This is a genomic window from Acidimicrobiales bacterium, assembly GCA_036270875.1.
Lineage (GTDB): Bacteria > Actinomycetota > Acidimicrobiia > Acidimicrobiales > AC-9 > AC-9.
The window spans coordinates 20,955-39,393 of the sequence record DATBBR010000089.1; the positions used below are offsets into that span (position 1 = coordinate 20,955).

The 18,439-nt window shown below is 69.8% G+C and carries 15 protein-coding genes; 3 read left to right on the forward strand and 12 right to left on the reverse strand.

Annotation, left to right across the window (positions count from 1 at the left end):
* Nucleotides 1-71: 71 nt before the first annotated feature.
* Genes VH112_10270 through VH112_10295 form a run of 6 tightly spaced genes read right to left on the reverse strand, consistent with a single transcriptional unit; the run spans nucleotide 72 to nucleotide 7,519 of the window.
* Nucleotides 72-1,463: an MFS transporter gene (locus VH112_10270; GenBank protein HEX4540617.1), complete on the reverse strand. Its 1,392-nt coding sequence runs from the start codon at nucleotides 1,461-1,463 to the stop codon at nucleotides 72-74.
* 52 nt (nucleotides 1,464-1,515) lie between these two features.
* The gene (locus tag VH112_10275) at nucleotides 1,516-2,238 is read right to left on the reverse strand and encodes an ABC transporter ATP-binding protein (GenBank protein HEX4540618.1); all 723 of its coding nucleotides are present in this window, start codon (nucleotides 2,236-2,238) and stop codon (nucleotides 1,516-1,518) included.
* On the reverse strand, nucleotides 2,216-3,091 hold the full coding sequence (locus tag VH112_10280; GenBank protein ID HEX4540619.1) for an ABC transporter ATP-binding protein: 876 nt from the start codon (nucleotides 3,089-3,091) through the stop codon (nucleotides 2,216-2,218). Before VH112_10280 ends, VH112_10275 begins: the two co-directional genes overlap by 23 nt.
* Nucleotides 3,088-5,265: an ABC transporter permease gene (locus VH112_10285; protein HEX4540620.1), complete on the reverse strand. Its 2,178-nt coding sequence runs from the start codon at nucleotides 5,263-5,265 to the stop codon at nucleotides 3,088-3,090. Before VH112_10285 ends, VH112_10280 begins: the two co-directional genes overlap by 4 nt.
* A gap of 10 nt (nucleotides 5,266-5,275) precedes the next feature.
* Nucleotides 5,276-5,941 carry a hypothetical protein gene (locus tag VH112_10290; protein HEX4540621.1) on the reverse strand — a complete coding sequence of 222 codons (666 nt, stop codon included), beginning with the start codon at nucleotides 5,939-5,941 and terminating at the stop codon, nucleotides 5,276-5,278.
* 21 nt (nucleotides 5,942-5,962) lie between these two features.
* Entirely contained in the window at nucleotides 5,963-7,519 is a 1,557-nt protein-coding gene (locus VH112_10295; GenBank protein HEX4540622.1) for a hypothetical protein, read from the reverse strand.
* A gap of 162 nt (nucleotides 7,520-7,681) precedes the next feature.
* Here VH112_10295 and VH112_10300 point away from each other — a divergent pair, with 162 nt between their 5' ends.
* Entirely contained in the window at nucleotides 7,682-9,196 is a 1,515-nt protein-coding gene (locus tag VH112_10300) for an ABC transporter substrate-binding protein (GenBank protein HEX4540623.1), read from the forward strand.
* Nucleotides 9,197-9,208: 12 nt separating this feature from the next.
* Here VH112_10300 and VH112_10305 read toward each other — a convergent pair whose 3' ends face one another.
* A complete protein-coding gene (locus VH112_10305) occupies nucleotides 9,209-10,390 on the reverse strand; it encodes an amidohydrolase family protein (protein ID HEX4540624.1) in 1,182 nt (393 codons plus the stop codon).
* Between the two features lie 88 nt (nucleotides 10,391-10,478).
* On the opposite strand from VH112_10305, the gene VH112_10310 reads away from it, so the two are divergent.
* Complete coding sequence (locus tag VH112_10310) at nucleotides 10,479-10,976, forward strand: hypothetical protein (protein ID HEX4540625.1); 498 nt, start codon at nucleotides 10,479-10,481, stop codon at nucleotides 10,974-10,976.
* Nucleotides 10,977-11,001: 25 nt separating this feature from the next.
* Here VH112_10310 and VH112_10315 read toward each other — a convergent pair whose 3' ends face one another.
* Genes VH112_10315 through VH112_10330 form a run of 4 tightly spaced genes read right to left on the reverse strand, consistent with a single transcriptional unit; the run spans nucleotide 11,002 to nucleotide 15,882 of the window.
* Nucleotides 11,002-11,751, reverse strand: coding sequence for an ABC transporter ATP-binding protein (locus tag VH112_10315; GenBank protein ID HEX4540626.1), 750 nt, complete (start codon nucleotides 11,749-11,751; stop codon nucleotides 11,002-11,004).
* Entirely contained in the window at nucleotides 11,748-12,506 is a 759-nt protein-coding gene (locus VH112_10320) for an ABC transporter ATP-binding protein (protein HEX4540627.1), read from the reverse strand. The genes VH112_10315 and VH112_10320 overlap by 4 nt, the downstream gene beginning before the upstream one ends.
* Before the next feature lies 1 nt (nucleotide 12,507).
* A complete protein-coding gene (locus tag VH112_10325; GenBank protein ID HEX4540628.1) occupies nucleotides 12,508-14,547 on the reverse strand; it encodes an ABC transporter permease in 2,040 nt (679 codons plus the stop codon).
* Nucleotides 14,548-14,553: 6 nt separating this feature from the next.
* Nucleotides 14,554-15,882 carry an ABC transporter substrate-binding protein gene (locus VH112_10330; protein HEX4540629.1) on the reverse strand — a complete coding sequence of 443 codons (1,329 nt, stop codon included), beginning with the start codon at nucleotides 15,880-15,882 and terminating at the stop codon, nucleotides 14,554-14,556.
* A gap of 241 nt (nucleotides 15,883-16,123) precedes the next feature.
* Here VH112_10330 and VH112_10335 point away from each other — a divergent pair, with 241 nt between their 5' ends.
* Entirely contained in the window at nucleotides 16,124-17,638 is a 1,515-nt protein-coding gene (locus tag VH112_10335) for an AMP-binding protein (protein ID HEX4540630.1), read from the forward strand.
* A 27-nt stretch (nucleotides 17,639-17,665) separates the two neighbouring features.
* Here VH112_10335 and VH112_10340 read toward each other — a convergent pair.
* The coding region (locus VH112_10340; GenBank protein ID HEX4540631.1) for a glycoside hydrolase family 38 C-terminal domain-containing protein at nucleotides 17,666-18,439 on the reverse strand (774 nt) is incomplete at its 5' end.

An 18,439-nucleotide genomic window follows, 5' to 3' on the forward strand; every position in this document is an offset into this window, starting at 1 on the left:
GCCGCCGACGCGACCGTTTTCGACGCAAGGTGAAACAGGGTCGTCATCGACGCTCTCCCGGGCCGGCGCCGTCAGGACGGCCGGCGGCGGGACTCAGCCAGCACGAAGGCGAGGTCGCGGGGGTAGGTGCGCAGGGCCAGCAGCATCAAGAGGCCCCCGATGGCGTAGATGGGCGTGAGGGCGACCAGGGCCAGCCGCAGCCCGATGAGCGTCGACATCGCGCCGATGACGAGGGGCCCGACTGTCGACGCGGACCGCAGGGCCGATCGGACGCTGGCTGCCCGCCCTCGTAGGCGAGCCACGACGACGTCGGTGAGCATCGCCTCGGCAGGGGCGACCGGAAGGGTGACCGCTACGCCGCCGAAGGCGAACAGGGGAATCGTCACGGGCAGGTCGGTGCTGGCGAACGCCGCAGCAAGGAGAGGTGTGGCGGCCAGCGAGGCGATGGCGATGACGTACACCCGGGCGCAGACCACACCCCGGCGCATGAGGCGGTCGGCGAGGGTCCCGCCTCCGAGGATGCCCACGATGGCGCTGACCCCGAGGACGCTGGTGACGAGACCAGCCTGGGCCGGGCCCATGTGGTGGACCCTCCGGAAGTAGGGCACGGCCCAGAAGCTGAGGCCGTTCAAGAGCAGTCCGGAGACGGTGAGCGAGACGATCCCGAGCCACATGGTGCGGATGTGGAGGAACTCCCGCGCCACCTGGCCCAGGCTGGCCCGCTCGTAGTCGAGTGTGCCCGTCCGGGTGGGCGCCCCGAGCCTCGTCGTCACCGCGGCGGCGGGGCTGGCCCCGTCCGCCTCGGCGAGGAAGTGGGCGTCCTGGTGCCCCCGTTCGGGCTCGGGAGTCCGCAGCATGAACCAGCAGACGAGCAAGCCCGCCGGCACCCACATCCAGAAGGCCCACCGCCACCCACCGACGGCGACGGCGACACCCCCGCCGACGAAGCCGAGGAGAGAGCCGGCCAGCGAGCCCGCCTGGTAGTAGCCCATCATGCGGCCCCGGTCCTGGACCGGGTAGTGGTCGGCGATGAGCGAGGTCGACGCCGGGCTGGTCGCTTCGAGCCCGCCGACGCCAAGGCGACCGAGGAAGACCATCAGGTACGAGGTGGCAGCCCCGTTGAAGGCCATGCACGCCGTCCACAGAGCGGTGGCGGCGGCGAGCAGGCGTGTCCGCCGCAGGCGGTCGGCCAGGATGCCCATGGGAATGGCTCCGATGATGCCCACGCCCGCCATGGCGAACGGGATGAACCCCACGGCGACGTCGGAGACCCGGAAGGCATGCTCGATCCCGGGGATGGCCTGCGACAGCGACGACATCTCGCCGTTCTGGATGGCGAGGGTCGTCGCCAGAGCGAAGATCGGGAACCACCCGTACCGCTTGGCGACGGCGAGGGCCGTCGTCCCCTCGACGTGGGCCTCGGCGAGGTCGGTCGCGCTCAACGCCCCGCCGGCCCCAGCCACGGGCTCACGATGGTCAGTACCTGACGGCGTCGTCATGGTCCGAGTCCGGCTCTCAACCCACGCCGAGATACGAGCTGGTGAGGGCGTCGCTTCTCTGGAGCTCCGCGGGCTCACCCACGAAGGCGACGGTTCCCTTCGCCATCACGTAGCACAGGTCGGCGAAGCGCAACGCGTAGGTCAGGTACTGCTCGACCAGCACGATGGTGAGGCCCTCGGCCTTGAGTGTGGCCACGCTCTCGAAGAGCTGCTCGACGATGGTGGGAGCCAGGCCCATCGAGATCTCGTCCATCATGAGAACCCGAGGGGAGGCGAGGAATGCCCGCGACAGGGACAGCATCTGCTGCTCGCCTCCCGAGAGCGTCCCGGCCCGCTGGTCCATGCGCTCGCGCAACCGGGGGAACAGCTCGAGCACCCTCTCGATATTGCGCGACCGCTCGCCGCTCCGCAGCCCGCGGGCCGCGTTGGCGCCGATGGCGATGTTGTCGCGTACGTCGAGCCCGGGAAAGATCCCCCGCCCTTCGGGGATCAGGGTCAGCCCTCTCGTGGCGATCTCGTACGCGGAGCGGCCGCTGATGGTCCGCCCGTCGAGGCGGACGTGCCCCCGCCACACGGGGAGGGTGCCGGATATCGCTCGCAGGGTGGTCGTCTTGCCGGCGCCATTCGGTCCGAGGAGGGCGACCACCGCGCCCGGAGGCACGGCGAGGCTGACGTCGTGCAGGACCTCGACCTTGCCGTAGCCGGTGGTGACGTGGTCAAGCTCGAGCTGGGCCGGCACCGGCGCCCTCTCTGGGTTCGGACCGGCCGCGGAGGCCGAGTTCCCCGGGGTCCCCCGCCTCGGGCTCGCCTTCCTCCGGACCTCCGGCCTCGGGACCTCCGGCCTCGGCGCCGAGGTACGCCGCTCGAACGGCATCGTTGTTGGCGATCTCCTGAGGGTCGCCGACGGCGATGACCCGGCCGAAGTCGACGACGTAGATCGTCTCCGACACCGCCATGACGAGGTCGACGTCATGCTCGATGAGCAGGATCCCGACGCCACTGTCGGCGATGTCGCCGAGCACGGACTGCAGGTGGTCGGTCTCGGTCGAGTCGAGGCCGCTGCCAGGCTCGTCGAGCAACAGGACGGCGGGTTCGGTGCACAGAGCCCGTCCAAGCTCGACCAGCCTGAGCGCACCCGTGGGCAGGTCGCCGGCCATGAGGTCGCGCACCTCGCCCAGCCCGACCTGGTCGAGGACGTCGTGCACGCGGGCCACGACCGCGGGCTCGTCCGGATGTCGCAGCTGGAAGACGCCTCGAAATGTCCTGCCTGGCCGGGCCGTCTCCGCCGCCACCTGGAGGTTCTCGAACACGGTCATCCCCGTGAAGACCTCGAGGCGCTGGAACGTACGTCCCAGGCCGAGGCGGGCCCGGACGTGGGTCTCGAGGCGGGTGATGTCCCGGCCCGCCAGTCGCACCGTCCCCTGGTCCGGCTCGAGGAGGCCGGTCAGGCAGTTGAACACCGTGGTCTTGCCTGCACCGTTCGGTCCGATCAACGACGTGATGCTGGCCTCGGGGACGTCCAGGGTCACCTGATCGACGGCGAGCAGGCCGCCGAAGCGCTTGACGAGGTCGGTCGCCTCGAGAAGGCTCACTCCGACCGGCCTTGCAGCACCCGTTCGGCGAACGGCGAAGGGACCAGGTCCTCTTCGCCCGCCGACCCGTTGCCGGCTCCGGGCGCGAGCACGGCGGTGCGCCCCAGCGTGGCTGACGATCGGTGCCCGTTGCCCACCGGACCCTGCGACCGGGCCGCCGGCGCAGGCAGGGCGCCAGTGGCGGCGGCGTGGGCGAACGCCTCGATCAGCCGTCGGGGCTCTCGCACCCGAGCGCTCAGCTGCATCGCCATGCCGGCCAGGGATCCACCCGGCAGGTAGCCGATGAACAGGGCCAGGAGGGCGAAGATGAGATCGGAGAAGCCGGCCTGGTGCACAAAGGTGTTGAGCATGACGAACAGCACCGCTCCGACCACCGCGCCCGAGAGGCTGCCCACCCCCGCCACCACCACGACGAGGAACCACGTCAGGCTGGTGAACGGGTCGAAGGCGAAGGGCGTGAAGACCTGGGTCTGCTGGGCGAGCAGGGTGCCACCGATCCCGGCGATGAAGGCGCTGACGGCGAATATGAACAGCTTGTACCTGCGCAAGTCGATGCCGACTGACCGCGCCGCGGTCTCCGAGTCCCGCATGGCGGCCAGGATGCGACCGAGTCGTCCGCTGCGCAGGTTGCGGGCCAGCACGAGCATCACGACCACCCAGAACAGCTCGAACCAGTAGAAGGCCCTGTCGCCCGCGAAGGAGAGCCCGAGCACGCTCGCACGGTGCGCCGTCAGCCCCCCCGATCCACCCGCGAAGACGTTGCTGGAGAACACGAACTGGTAGGCGAGCAGGCCGATGGCGAGGGTGGTGAGACCGAGGAAGAGGCCCCGCCGCTTGAGGGCCGGGTAGCCCGCCACCAGCCCGAGGACGAGGGCGGCCAGCGCGCCGACCAGCATGGCCAGGATGACGGGAAGGCCGAGGGCGTTGGCCACCCGGGCGGCGACGTAGGCGCCGATGCCGGCGAAGGCGGCCTGGCCGAGGGTGATATAGCCGCAGAAGCCGGTGATGCAGACGATCGAGGTGAAGACCACGATCAGGGCCAGCACCTCCTGGGCGTCACCGAGCCTGATGGTGTCGAGGGTCAGCGGCACCACGATTGCGATCGCGGCGGCGACGACGAGCAGCGCGGCACGAGGAGTGCTGACGCCGGCTCCCGCCGGGCGTCGGAGGCGCCCGACCGTTTGCAGCAGGAGGCCCGGTCCACCCGAGGCGCCGCCCACCTCGTCGAGCTTGCGCAGCACCAACAGGGCCACGAACAGGATGACGACGGACAGGTTGGGCTTGAGCTGGTCGAACCCGGTGGCGACCCCGGACGGCAGCTTGAGGCCGATCACCGGCAGCGTCACGAGGTGGAACTCGGTCAGCAGGCTGTTGACGACCCCGAGCAACAGGACGCCCGCGCCGGCCGCCATGGGGAGGCTGACCAGACGCGCGACCACCGCGATAGAGAACGTCTCGATGACGAGGAGGGTGAGGTGGAACGGGTCGAGCCCGAACTGAGGTGCCAGCAGCACCCCGGTCAGGCCCGCCAGCCCGCAGCCCAGGGCCCAGGAGAAGCCGGCCACCCGGTTGGCCGGGATGCTCGAGAGCTCCGCAAGCTCTCGCCGGTCGACGACCGCCCGGATCTCCATGCCGATCCGGGTGAAGCGGAACAGCAGCCACAGGGCGACACTGATCACCCCGACGATGACCACCACCGCCAGCTGGTCGGTGCCGATGTACAAGCCACCGCCGAGGTTGATGGACGTCGAGCTCACGAGGGCGGGCGCCTGGCGCACGGTGCCCGTCCAGACGGCGTAGGCGAGCCCGAGCAGGCCCAGGAAGATGCCAAGGGTGGCGACCAGCTTCTCGGTCTGTCCCGCGCCGCGCCGCTCCAGGGGCCGGAACACCACGCGCTCGAGGAGCAGACCGATGCCCGGCCCGACGACTACGAGGGCGATGATCGCGGCCGGGACCAGCGGTACGTGCCATCCGCTCGCCAGCTGCCAGAGGGAGTAGGCGACGATCATGGCCACGGCGCCGTGGGCGAAGTTGAACACGCCGGTGGCCTTGTAGGTCAGTACCACCCCCATGCCCGCGAGGGAGTAGATGCAGCCGGTGGCGATACCGGCGATGACGACTTGGAGCCAGAAGGTGATGCCTCCCGAACCCTGGCTGGCGGCCGCCAGGATCACCTGCTGGTCCTCACCGGTCGGAGGGAACCGGATCGCACAGCCGGCACGGCTTGAGGCCCTCGCCGCGCGCGTCGTCCACGGTGATCGCCTCGACCTCGGCCTTGCCCTCGACCATGGAGCATCCGAGCCGGTGGAACGTGGTGCCTCCGGGCAGGGCGATCAGCTCGTCCGCGTCGTCGGGACCGTAGAGATCGCGCTCGTGCTTGCCGTTGGGGTGACGAGGCGACTCTCGCTCGCCCAGGCTCACGTCGGGCGCATCGGCGCGGGCCAGGAGGACCGCATGCAGCTGGGCGATCTGCTTCTCCAGGCGGTCGAGGCGACCGGAATCGTTGCGCAGGTCCTCGGTGCCGAGGATGACGGCGCCGATGGCGACGAGGGCGATGCCACCGATCCCGCCCGAGATCAGGAACGGGAGCTGCTTGGCGACCAGCGCCTGACCCGAGATGCCGAACCAACCCAGGAAGATGGCCAGCAGCCCGATACCGGTGAGCACCCATCCGACCACGGGGCGGCTCGTCTTGCCCAGCGACCGGGCCGCCCATTTCCAGAACTGCGCCGGGTCCACCAGGTCCTCGGGCAGCGCCGGTCGACGGCTCCCGTCGGGGACAGGGCGAGGTTGGTCGGCTTCGCCTCGAGCGACGGGAGAAGCGATGGTCTGGGTGCGCTCAGCGGCCATGGATGCTCCTGACCAATGACATCAGCGGCCGCGGGGCAGCCGGGCGGGTATCAGCAGACGCGAGCCGAGGAAGAGACCCGCGAACGCCAGCGTGAAGGCCAGGTAGACGGCGTCGAGGCGATGGGTGACGAGGGCCTGGTCGATGATCTCGCCGATGAACCCGGAGCCGCCGGGCGTGGCGTGCGCACCGCGTCGGCCGGGCGAGGAGGTGGCCAGCGAGCCGGGAGTCGCCGGGCTGCCGGGCGTCCCCGGGAGCGCGGAGGTGCTCGAGAGGGCCGCGCCCTGGTCCGGGGATGCCAGTGCTCCCTGTGTCGCGCCGCTGGCGCCTCCGACGTCGGTCCCGCCGGTGCCGGCGCCGCCGAGGTCGGATGCCAGCTGGGCGCTGGTCGTCGCCGCCGTGCACGCGCTGGCGAGGGTGAGGTCGGTGAAGAACAGGTCACCCATGGGCACCTGCGAGGCGTCGGCCTGGAGGTGAAGGAGCAGACCGTCCGCCTCCGCCTTGCCGCATCCGGTGCCACCGATGGGCTGAGGCGGGTTGGTCGTGTCGCCCACGAGGTGAACCTGTGATCCCGACGCCTGGAGCGCGGACTGGAGGGCGCTGTTGATGGAGTCGAGGATGGGGCCGCCCTGGGTGCTGCCTCCGACTGTGACGCCGTTCTGGTCGATCGAGGCGGGCTGACCGCCTGCGGTGACACCGTGCACGGTCACGTGGTCGACGTGCTTGTCGGTGCCGTGGTCGTTGGCCTGGTAGTCGGAGGTGGCGAGGATCGAGTCGACGTGGATCATCCCTCCGAGCAGGTCGACCCCCGCCAGACGTGTCTCGGCGTGGACGACCATGGTCGACGGATCCTTCGGTGCGAAGGACTGCTTGGTGTGGGACTCCGAAGAGCCCACCTGGGCGACGGTCCCGTCCGTCGCCGTGGGCTGGACCGAGCCGGCAGCCTGAGGACCGTGCGTGATGGCCGCCACCTGACGGCGGAAGCCCAGACTGGCGGCGGCAAGCGCCTGGCCGGCCTGGGCCGAGGAAGCCCCGCCACCTCCGGTCCCGAGGGTGTAGCCACCGTCGACGGCGTCGGTCGAGACGCCGTCGGGGTCGGCGTGGGCGGCTGCGCCGAGGGCGGCGAGACTTGCCGGCGCTCCGCCGCCCCCGAGGTTCTGAGAGGAGGCGGTGTGGGCGTCAGGGGGCGACCCGCTGGTCTGGGCCGAGAGGGGGAACGGCGGGAACCCGCAGCCGGGGGTGGCCCCGGCCGTGCACAGGAGGCCGCCGAGCCCGTTGACGGTGGCGCCAGGCCAGTAGGTGGACCCGCGGGCGAGCAGCGTGCTGTCGGAGAACTGGCTCAGACCGTCGGGGAAGCTGCTGTAGATGGGCTCTGACGTGGGGCCGATCCCAGCCTTGCCGTTTGTCTCCTGGTGGATGGCCGTCGCCGCGGCCACCCCGGAGAACACGCCCGGGCGGGCACCGCCCGAGGCGCTGTCAGCGCCCGCCACGGTGGGGCCGAGCAACGCGACCATGCCGAACAGCGCCGCCCCCCCGAGGCAGGAACGACGTACCCACCTCAGCGCTCTGGTCTCGCTCACGGCTTGCTCTCCCCGGCGAGGGTTGTACCAAGGCCCCCACGGGCCAGGATTCGACGACCCCGACAGCGAATCCTTGCCTGCTATGTCCACCTGTAAAGTTTTCCGACGTTGATGTCAGGTTAGTACACTTTGTCCGTTTCACCGTTGGACGGGAGTTGGGGGATGCGTCGTTCGAGACTCGCGGTGATCGGGGTGACAATCGGGGCGCTGACGCTCTCTGCGTGCGGCACGCGATTGGGCAACGCGGCGTTCCTTCAGGCCCAGCGGGGCTCGGCCAGCTCAGGCGACCTCTCGGCGGGCGATCAGGGCAGTGCCGGCGGCGCCAACGGCTCGGGCGCTACTGCCGGAGCCCAGGGGGTCACGGCAGGAGCAGGCGGCGGAGGCTCGGCGGGAGCCGCAGGCACCGGCGGTGGGAGCGCCGGCGGCGGCGGTGGCGGTGGGGGCGCGGGTGCACCGGGGAACACGGCCAGCGACGTCGGGGTGACGCCCAACAGCATCACGATCGGCAACATCACCGCGACAGGCGGGTCCTTCGGCCCGCAGGCCTTCGGCGTGACCCAGAACGGTCTGAAGACCTGGGTCCAGTCCGTCAACGCCAAGGGCGGCATCAACGGGCGCAAGATCAACCTGGTTACGTGTGACGACGCCGAGGACGGCTCGCAGAACCTGGCCTGCGCCACCAAGCTCGTCGAGCAGAACCACGTCTTCGCCTTCATCGCCAACAACAGCGATGCCAGCGCCCGGTCGGCCACCTACGAGTTCAGCCACAACGTCCCCGACCTCGGCTTCCCGCTCAACAACGGGTACTACAAGTACCCCAACATGTTCTCCTATCTCGGGGGCGGCGGGTATCCGCGCAATGGCAAGCAGGTGGGCAACAACGGGACGCTGGAGCAGCAGCCGTGGCAGTTCCAGTGGTTCCACCAGAACATGGGGGTCAGCAACGGCGGCTTCTGCTTCTACAGCATCGCCGTGTCCCAGCAGCAGGGCATCGCCGAGGAGAAGCAGGCCCAGGGCTCGGGCATCAACAACACCTACGACTGCGGGGGCTCCAACTCGGGGGCCAACCCCGCAGCGCCCACGTTCGACACCGACGCCGTGAACATGAAGTCCAAGGGCGTGGACGGTGTCTGGGACGCGCTCGACACCAACGCCAACGCCAAGCTGTGCCAGGCCTTCGACCGCAACCAGTTCCACCCCAAGGCCAAGGTCTCCACGATCGAGGCATGGGGCCAGCTGGTCGGCACCTGGAGCGCCCCGTGCCGCAACTCGGTCTTCGTCACCGGCACCGAGGACTCGTACAACGACACGGCCAACCCGGCCGTGGCCCAGTTCCGTCACGACTTCGACGCCTACTGCAAGGGCTGCCCGCTGCACGAGTGGAGCGTCGACGGCTACGGGACCGGGCAGATGTTCGGCGATGCGCTCACCGCAATGGGTGGGGCGCCGACCAGGGCCGGCTTCGAGGCCTGGATGAACGGCCTCAACAACTACAGCAACCATGGGCTGTGGGCGCCCTTGGACTACCACACCTACGACTTCAGCAAGCCGCACCAGCAGTGCTACATCATCGCCCAGTGGCAGGACTCGGCCAATGGCTTCGTCACGCGGGCGCCGCTCAGCACCTGCGGCGACTTCGGCTGGATCGGCTATCCCGCCAGCGACGACGGGTCCTGACCGAGGTCCCGGCTAGTCGCTCGCGCCTGCAGCCACCACTGGGTGACGGAACAGGCGGGACGCGTTCTCGTAGGTGAGCTTGCGCACCTCGGCGTCGGGCAGACTCCCGATTCGCCGCTCGGCCACGACCTGGGTGTCGGGCCAGGTGGAGTCGGCGTGCGGATAGTCGCTCTCGAGCATGATGTGATCGATCCCGATGCGCGCCCGCAGCTCCATCGTCGATGGGTCGTCGATGGTGCAGAACCAGAAGTTGCGCTGGAGCGCCTCGGAGGGCAGCAGCGGCCCGTCCCACACCCCGCCCTGCTGAGCCGAGTGGTGGACCACGTAGTCGAGGCGGTCCAGCAGCATCGGCACCCAGCCGATGCCCCCCTCGGCCATGGCTATCTTGATCCCCGGGAACCGCAGCGGGATCCGGGCCCACACCCAGTCTGCCGCGCTCGCCAGGGCGTTGGCCGGAAACAGCGTCGTGAGCAGCTCGAGCGGGGCGCCCGGTGAGGTGGCCGCGGTCCACGCCGACGATCCCGTGTGCAGGCACACGACGGTATCGGTCTCCTCACAGGCCCGGAGGAACGGATCCCAGTGGTCGGTGTGCATGGAGGGGAGACCGATGTTGGCGGGGTTCTCGGCGAAGCTGACCGCCTTGAAACCGCGCTCGGCGTTGGCGCGGATCTCCTCTGCGGCCACCGCTGGATCCGACAACCACGGGATCTGTAGCGGGATGATGCGCGCGGGATAGGTCCCCGCCCACACCTCGCGGTGCCAGTCGTTCCAGGCCCGGACGCAGGCCAGGCCCAGCTCCTGGTCCTTGCTGCGGGAGAACACCGTCCCGGCGAACCCGGCGAGCAGCGAGGGGAAGTTGAGCGAGGCCTCGATGCCGCCGATGTCCATGTCCCGGATGCGCTCGTGGATGTCCCAGCATCCTCGGCGCATCTCGTCGAAGCGGGCGGGCTCCATGCTCCACTCGTCCTGGGGCCGTCCCACGACGGCGTTGAGCCCGACGTTGGGATAGTGGCTGCCCTCGTAGAGCCACATCTCGGCGCCCTCGTCGGTCTCGACCACCCGGGGTGCGTCCTCTGACAGCGCCTCGGGCATGCGCCCTTCGAACAGGTCGGGCGGCTCGATCAGGTGGTCGTCGACCGAGACGATCGTGTAGCGGCGGGGGCGGGGCTCGGGATCGGGCAGGAGGTGCGCCACCGGAGCGGATGGTAGCTCCGTGTGCCGTCCCTCGCTGACACTGGCGTCAGGTGTAGGCTGATTCGACTAATCGGCCGGGAGGGACGATATGCGCACGTTGAGGCCCCTGTCAGTAGGCGTGGCGGTGGCGGGGATGGCTGTGGTCGTGGCCGCCTGTGGCGGGGGAAGCAGCTCCAGCAGCTCCACCACGACGACGCAGAGCCCAGCGCAGGCGACGGCGGTGATCACCACCAACTGGACAGCCTTCTTCAACGGCGGCAACCCCGACAACAACTCGAAGCTCCTGCTGCTGCAGAACAACAGCAAGCTCAGAGACCAGTTCTTCAAGAACTACGCCAACCCGTCCGCGGCCGTCACGGCCGCCAAGGTCACGAACGTCTCCGTGCTGCCGGCCAGCCAGTGCCAGCAGGCCGCCCTGACGTCGCCCTGCGCCAAGGTCAGCTACGACCTGGTGAACAGGTCGACCGGCGCCCCACTCCTGGCCGGGCAGACCGGCTATGCGGTGTTCCAGAACGGGAAGTGGCTGGTCTCGCAGAACACCTTCTGCGCCCTGATCTCCCTCGTCGGCGGACAGTGCCCGGCATAACCGGGTAGTCGGCCCGACCCGGAGGTCAGCGGGCCGGGGTGCCCGGCAGCAGGTGCTCGATCACATCACCGAGCTCGCTGACCGGCCCGGCGTGCATGACTTGGCCCTGGTTGAGGAGCACGGCGCGATCGGAGATCTGGAGCGCTCGCCCCACGTGCTGTTCGACGATGAGCAGTGTGGTGCCGGCCCGATGGATGTCACCCAGGATGCGGAAGACATCGTCGAGCACGATCGGAGCCAGCCCGAGCGACAGCTCGTCGACCACGAGAAGCCGAGGCGGGTTGGCCAGCACCTTGGCCAGCGACAGGATGCGCTGCTCGCCCCCCGAGAGGGTGCCCGCGCTCTGGTCGCGGCGCTCGCCCAGGCGGGGGAAGGCACCATAGGCGCGATCCAGCGCCTGGCGCATGTGCTTGCGGCCGAGGGCCTGGCGGAACGTCAGGACCAGGTTCTCCTCGACCGTGAGTGACGCGAACACCGAACGACCCTCGGGCGCGTGGGCGATGCCCATGCGGGCCAGCCGCCAGGCCGGAAGTCCCGTCACGTCCTGGCTGGCGTAGCGGAGATGGCCTGACGTGACCGGGACGAGGCCGGTGCAGATCCGGGCGATGGTCGACTTGCCGGATCCGTTGGGCCCGAGCAGCGCCGTGGCCGAGCCTTCAGGCAACGAGAAGGACACGTCGAAGATGGCCCGGAAGGGCCCGTACGCCGAAGACACCCGGTCGAGCTCGAGCAGCGCACCGCCGGCTGCGCCCGATCCGTTGCCGAGGCTGGTCACACCGCCTCCCCCAGGTAGGCACGCCGCACCTTCGCATCGCCCATGACGGCGGCGGTGGGCCCGTCGGCGATCAGCTGACCCAGGTCGAGCACGCACAGGCGGCTGGCGACGCGCTGGACCATCTCGAGGTCATGCTCGACGAGGAGGATGGCCGTGTCCCGCTCCTGTGACAGCCGGCCGAGGACTCGCGCCAGAGCCAGCGACTCCATGCGGTCGAGCCCCGAGGACGGCTCGTCGAGGAGCAGTAGCCGGGGTTCGGTGACCAGCGCCCGGCCCAGCTCGACCAGCCGCCCGTGACCGAGGCTCAGCGCCTCCACGGGGAGGTCGGCCACGTCCTCGATCCCCAGGAGGCTGAGGACGGCGTCGGCCCGGACGCGCTCGTCGGTGGTCGGGGCGCCCTGGTTGAGGAGGTCCTTCCAGAGGGCCCCGCCACCCCGCCGGGCGCGCTCGGCCACGAGCAGGTGGTCGCGCGCCGACATCTCGGTGAACAGCTCGATGCGCTGGAAGGTGCGGCCGATGCCGAGCCGCGCCCGCCGGTAGATGGGCATGCGGCTGAGGCCGTGGCCGTCGAAGGTGACCGTGCCGGTGTCGGGGCGGAGGATGCCGAGCAGGCAGTTGAACAGGGTCGTCTTGCCCGCCCCGTTCGGCCCGACCAGGCCGACCGCCTCACCAGTCTCGACTCCGAGCGACAGCTCGTACAGCGCGACGACGCCACCGAAGCGTTTGGAGATGCCGGTCGCCTCGAGCAGGGCCATCTCAGGATCCGCCCCGCGGTCGGGAGCCGGCAACGTCGGGCTCCACTTTGCCGTCGTCCCCGAGCTCCCGGGTGGGGACGTCGGGTGCGGCCAGCGTGCGCCGGTCAAAGGAAGCCGTGGTGGGCTCCCGACCCGCCCGGCGGTCCAGCCACGCGGAGATGCGCAACAGGGACCGGCGCTTGTTGTACTCGACGGCGCCCTCCGGGTGCCGGGCGTAGGTGAGGGCGCCGATCCCGAACAGGAAGAAGGCCAGCACCGTGAACCGGCTCCCGAGGTTGCCCAAGAGCTCGGGCACGACGACGAAGGCGATGCCGGCGTTGACCGCTCCTTCCACCGTCCGGACGCCGGTCGTGAGCACGAGCACGACGAACAGGAGCGAGAAGAAGGCGTTGTAGTCGCCCGCCGAGGTCGTGCCCTGGAGGGATCCGAACATCGCGCCGCCCACGCCGGCGATGCCCGCCGACAGGGCGAAGATGGTGATCTTGGCCCGCACCGGGTTGATCCCGATCGTCTCGGCTGCCACCTCGCTGCCCCGGAGGGCGGCGAGGTACCGGCCGATGGTGCCCTTTCGCACCAGGATCACGATCACCGCGCAGATGGCGAACACCGCCATGGCCAGCAGGAAGAAGGCCCGGTTGCCGCTGAAGCCGCCGGGCCTGGGCACGCTCACCCCGGTGTCGCCGTTGCCCAACCAGCTCTGGGGGAAGAGGACGTTGCTGGCCAGGAGCGCGAAGGCCAAGGTGGCCAGGGCCAGGTAGAGGCCCCTGAGACGCAACGTGGGGATGGCCACCAGTGCGCCCGCCGCGCCCGCCACTACTCCTCCGATGATCATGCCGACGATGAAGTTGATGTTGAACTGGGTGGCCAGCTGGCCGGCGGTGAACGCGCCAATGCCGGCGAAGCTGGCCTGGCACAGGGATATCTGCCCGCTCATGCCGGTGAGGGCGGTGATGGACAGGAAGATGGTGGCGTAGACGATGCCCTGGGTGAGCAGGAACAGCCAGTGGGTTGGGACGAGGAACAGCGAGACCACCATGTAGACGACGATGAAGACCGGGAAGATGATCTTGGTCAGCCGGTCGAGGGTCGCGCCTCGCAAGGAGGCGGCCAGGGCCGGCGGAGGCGGGTCACAGCCCGCCAGGGGGTCGGCGGCCTCACGGCGTCGCCGTACCGGCGGCCAGAACAGCAGGAGGAGGACGAGCACCACAAATGGGAACGAGGGCCGCAGCCCGGTGGCGAGGATGCTGTTCAGCGGCAGGTACCCCGTCAGTACCTGCTGGAAGATCCCCAGCAGGAGGCCGCCCGCCAGGGCGAGAGGCAGGCTGGCCAACCCCGCGAACACCGCCGCGGCGATGGCTGCGACCAGCAGGGAGATGAAGTTGAGCGGGTCGACGTTGGCGTAGTACGGGGCCAGCAGGACGCCGGCCAGGGCGGCGAGGAAGCTGGAGAGCATCCAGGCGAAGGAGCTGATCCTGCTCGAATTGATGCCCGCCAGCTCCACCATGCGGGGGCTCTCGACGACCGCTCGCATCTTGAGGCCCAGGGCGGTGAACTTGAACAGCAGGCCCAGGGCCGCCATCACCACGAGCACGGCGACGATGACGACCAGCTGGTTGCCGTCGATGTGGTAGCTACCGAAGTGGTAGACGGCGTTCGGCTTCGGGGAGAGGCTGGGCGGGTTCTGGTGCTGGCCGGGCCAGAAGAACTGCACGATCGAGGGCACGCCGATCAGCAGGCCGAGCCCGGAGATGAGCTTCACCACGGTGGGGGCGGTGCGCATGTGCCGGAACAAGAAGCGGTCCAGCAGGTACCCCAGCGCCGGTCCGGCCACGACCACTGCGAGCACGAAGCCCGCCCACTTGGACCAGTGGTGCTGGGACACCGCAGCGTAGAAGATCGCCGCCGACACGTAGGCCTGGGCCGCGAAGGCCAGGTTGAACACGCCCGAGGTCTTGTAGGTGAGGACCAACCCCACCGCCACGAGCGCGTAGACGAAGCCGAACGGGATGCCCGGTATGGCGAAGGACAGGAAGTGCGTCAAGCCGGGTCAGCTGGTCTTGGGCGTCGGTTGGGTCGAGTTGAAGAACGTGGTCGGATCGTTCGGGAACGGGACCGGGTTCATGGTGGTGGCGTTGGGCGCCTGGAAGCAGACGAAGGGGTTCTTGCCGCTCCCGAACACAGAGGTGAAGTGGCCCTGCTGGACCTGGAGGAAGGCGTTGCAGTCGATTGGCCCGCTGCTGGTGTGCTGCACCGTCCAGTCGATCCCCGGTGAGATGCCGCCCGCCGTGTAGTGGGTCATCTTGTTGATCGTGTTGACGACGTTCTGGCGGGTCACGTTGGGGCCCACCTGGCGCAGCGCGGTGACGAACAGGTCGGCGTTGATCCAGCCGGCCAGGGTGACGTCGCTGACCGGCGCACCAGCCTTCGCCATGGCGTCGAGGTAGTTGTCCATCCCCTGGGTGAACCCGTGGGCGTAGGGGACGAAGCCGGTCTGGAAGTAGACGCCCTCCATGAGCGGTGCGAACTGGTTGAGCACGCTCTGGTCGTAGCCGTTGGGCCAGTACTGCTTGACCTGGTTGTAGAGGCCAGCCTCCTGGAGGCCCTTGCTGAGCACGGTGTTGCCGGTCGGGTCCATGCAGGTGCCGACGAACTGGGCCCCGCTGTTCTTGAGCTGGGTGATGTCGCCGCTGATGTCGGTGAAGCCGAACGGGAGGCTGGTGTCCTTGAGCACCACCTGCTGACCGGTCTGGGGGGCGAACTTCTGGAAGGTGTTGATCGTGCCGGTGGCGCAGTCGGCCGATTGGGAGACGGTGTAGGCGATAACGCCGACCTTCTGGGCGCCGACCCGGTTGGCCAGGTATGCGACCAGGGGCCCCTGGTGGGTGAAGTTGAGGAAGGAGCCCTTGTCGCCGAACAGGCTGGGGCCCGCGGACCACTCGGGGTTGACGTTCCAGCCGAAGGTGGGGACGTTGTTCTGCGCCAGGTACTTGCCGCCCGGGAACTGTGGCGTGGCCACGCCCACGACGGCGAACACGTTGTCCTGGGTGACCAGCGCCCGGGCCTGTGAGACGTCGAGCGAGGGCAGGGTCTGGTCGTCGAGCTGGGCGACGTACTTGATCTTGCGCCCGTTCACCCCGCCGGACGCGTTGACCTGGTCGAGGTAGGCCTGCACGCCCTGGAAGATCGGTCCGTACTGGTTGGCCAGGGGCCCGGTCTTGGCGGCGATGCCGCCGATGTCGATCTCGTTGGACGTCACCCCCTGCGTCTGACTGCCGCCGCCGCCTCCGCCCGAGGCGTTGCCGCAGGCAACCAGTATCAGGCTGAGGACGGCAGGAAGGGCGACGAGGCGGAAGGCCCTGGTGGCCAGACGGGGCATGGCGACCTCCGGTGGGGGGCTGCGGTCAACTGCACTGCGGTCAGGTTACGAAGGTCGCGCGCGCGTTGTCGCGTCCAGTCCGATCGCCCCAGTCGACCCGCCCGAACCCGCGGGATCGGCCCGGCCGTCGAGCCTGGGCCGTCGTGACGAGCACCGATACCCCCCGTGCCTGGTCCCACTGGGCGCAAGTATGACATCGTTGTCAGCATCATGGGCAACAGGACGCCTTCGCACACTGACGATGCCTGCTGATCCCCAGTACGGCATCCCTGCCGCCGCCGCCGTGCGCCCGGGCCATCCCGCCCTCGTGCTGGGACCCGAGATGCGCACCTACGCCGACCTGGACGACCGGGCCCACCGGACCGCCGACGCCCTCTCGCGCCTCGGTGTGGCGCGAGGCGACCGGGTCGGCGTGATGCTGCCGAACTCCTTCGAGTGGTTCGAGGTCGTTCACGGCGCCGGGCGACTCGGGGCCGTGGCCGTCCCGGTGAACATCCATTTCAAGGCGGCCGAGACCGGATGGGTGCTGACCGATTCGGACTGCCGGGCCGTGGTGGTCGACCCCGAGCTGGCCGCGAGCCTGGCCGACGTGCCGGGCATCCCCCGACTGGTGGTGGGCGACGGCTACGAGGAGGCCCTGGCTGACTCTTCGGGCCGGCCTCCCGGGCCGGGCCCCGCCGGGCCGGGCGAGGGCGATGGCGACGGCTGGCCTACGACCATGGTGTACACGTCGGGTACGACGGGACGCCCCAAGGGCGTCGTGCCCGGCGGCGACGACCTGCGCCGAACGGCGGCGGGGATGGCGGGGATGGGTGCCCGGTGGGGCTTCGGCCCGGACGACGTCCATCTGCTCGTCGGGCCCTCCTACCACTCCGGGCCGGCCGCCTTTGCCCAGGCGCACCTCGCCCTCGGGGCGACCGTGGTCATCATGCCCCGCTGGGACGCCGAGTCCTGCCTGGCCCTCATCCAGGATCACCGGGTGACCAACACGCACATGGTCCCCTCCAACTTCATCCGCATCCTGGACCTGGAACCGAAGGTCCGGGCGTCCTACGACCTGTCGTCGCTGCACGTGGTGCTGCACGCCGCCGCCCCGTGCCCGGTCCCTGTCAAGCGGGCGTTCATGGAGCTGGTGGGGCCGGAGAAGGTCTTCGAGTACTTCGGCGCCACCGAGGGAGGCGGCACCGCCATCTCGCCGCAGGAGTGGCTGGAGCACCCGGGCAGCGTGGGGCGGGCCATCGGCGGCAACGAGATCGTGATCCTCGACGACGAGGGCCGGGTCCTCGCTCCCGGAGAGGTGGGGCTGGTGTACGTGCGACCGGAGTCGGCGCCCTTCCGGTACCACCGTGATGACGAGAAGACGTCGGGCGCGTTCAAGGGCGAGCGCTTCACCGTGGGCGACATGGGCTATCTGGACAAGGACGGCTACCTGTTCCTCACGGACCGCCGGGCTGACATGGTGATAACGGGCGGCGTGAACGTCTACCCCCGCGAGATCGAAGACGTGCTCTACCTGCACCCCGACGTGGCGGACTGCGCGGTCTACGGCGTGCCCGACGAGCGCTGGGGGGAGGCCCTCAAGGCCGTGGTCCAGCCCCGCGCCGGCGCCAGCCTCGACACCGACGAGGTCGTGGCCTGGTGCCGGGAGCGGCTCGCTGACTACAAGCGGCCCCGTCAGGTGGCCTTCGTCGACGAGCTGCCGCGCGATCCCAACGGCAAGATAGCCAAGCACCGCCTGCGCGCAGCGGAGGCCTGACCAACGCGTCATCCGGCGGCCGAGAAGTCAGGCGAGCTCGAGCAGGAGCGTGACGACCTCGAAGGGCCGCAGTCGCAGCGGGATCGAGCCGTCGTCGTCAAGGTCCACAATCTCTTGTGGCCGCTCGAGCAGATCCGCGCGCCGAGCCTCGGCCACGGGGGCGGCGCACGTCAGCCGGACCGGGCCCCGCTGGCCCCACGCCTCGTAGAGCCGCACGACCATGTCGTCGGTGTCCTCCGCTTTCTTGACGGCATCGACCACGACGCCCGGTTGGTCGACCCGGAGCAACGACTCCCGTCGGGCCCGCTGCCCGCCGCTGGGCGCCGTGGGCACAGGCCGCAGAGGGACGTTGAGCTCGTAGCCCGCGTCCACCACGCCACCGTCACGGAGGTCGCCCGAATGCGGCAGTAGCGCGTACGTGAACCGGTGCTCGCCGCGATCGGCCTGCGGGTCGGGCCACCCCGGTGCGCGCAGGAGCGAGAGGCGCATGACGTTGCCCTGTATGTCGTAGCCGTACTTGCAGTCGTTGAGGAGGGCCACGCCGTAGCCCGGCTCCGACAGGTCGGCCCAGCGCTGCGCGCACACCTCGAAGCGGGCCAGGTCCCAGCTCGTGTTGGCGTGGGTCGGTCGCTCGACGTGGCCGTACTGGATCTCGTAGGTGGCCCGCTGAGACCGGACGTCGACGGGAAAAGCCACCTTGAGGAGGCGGCGTGACTCCTGCCAGTCCACCGTGGTGGCGAAGTCCAGTCGGCCCGAGCCGGCCGACAGCGAGATCGTCTGGGTGACCCGGGAGTCGCCGAG

Bases quoted from the DNA above. Each gene is read 5' to 3' on its own strand.
- VH112_10290 (HEX4540621.1), bottom strand. From the start codon at position 5,941: ATGGCCGCTGAGCGCACCCAGACCATCGCTTCTCCCGTCGCTCGAGGC.
- VH112_10300 (HEX4540623.1), top strand. From the start codon at position 7,682: ATGCGTCGTTCGAGACTCGCGGTGATCGGGGTGACAATCGGGGCGCTG.
- VH112_10310 (HEX4540625.1), top strand. From the start codon at position 10,479: ATGCGCACGTTGAGGCCCCTGTCAGTAGGCGTGGCGGTGGCGGGGATG.
- VH112_10320 (HEX4540627.1), bottom strand. From the start codon at position 12,506: ATGGCCCTGCTCGAGGCGACCGGCATCTCCAAACGCTTCGGTGGCGTC.
- VH112_10330 (HEX4540629.1), bottom strand. From the start codon at position 15,882: ATGCCCCGTCTGGCCACCAGGGCCTTCCGCCTCGTCGCCCTTCCTGCC.
- VH112_10335 (HEX4540630.1), top strand. From the start codon at position 16,124: ATGCCTGCTGATCCCCAGTACGGCATCCCTGCCGCCGCCGCCGTGCGC.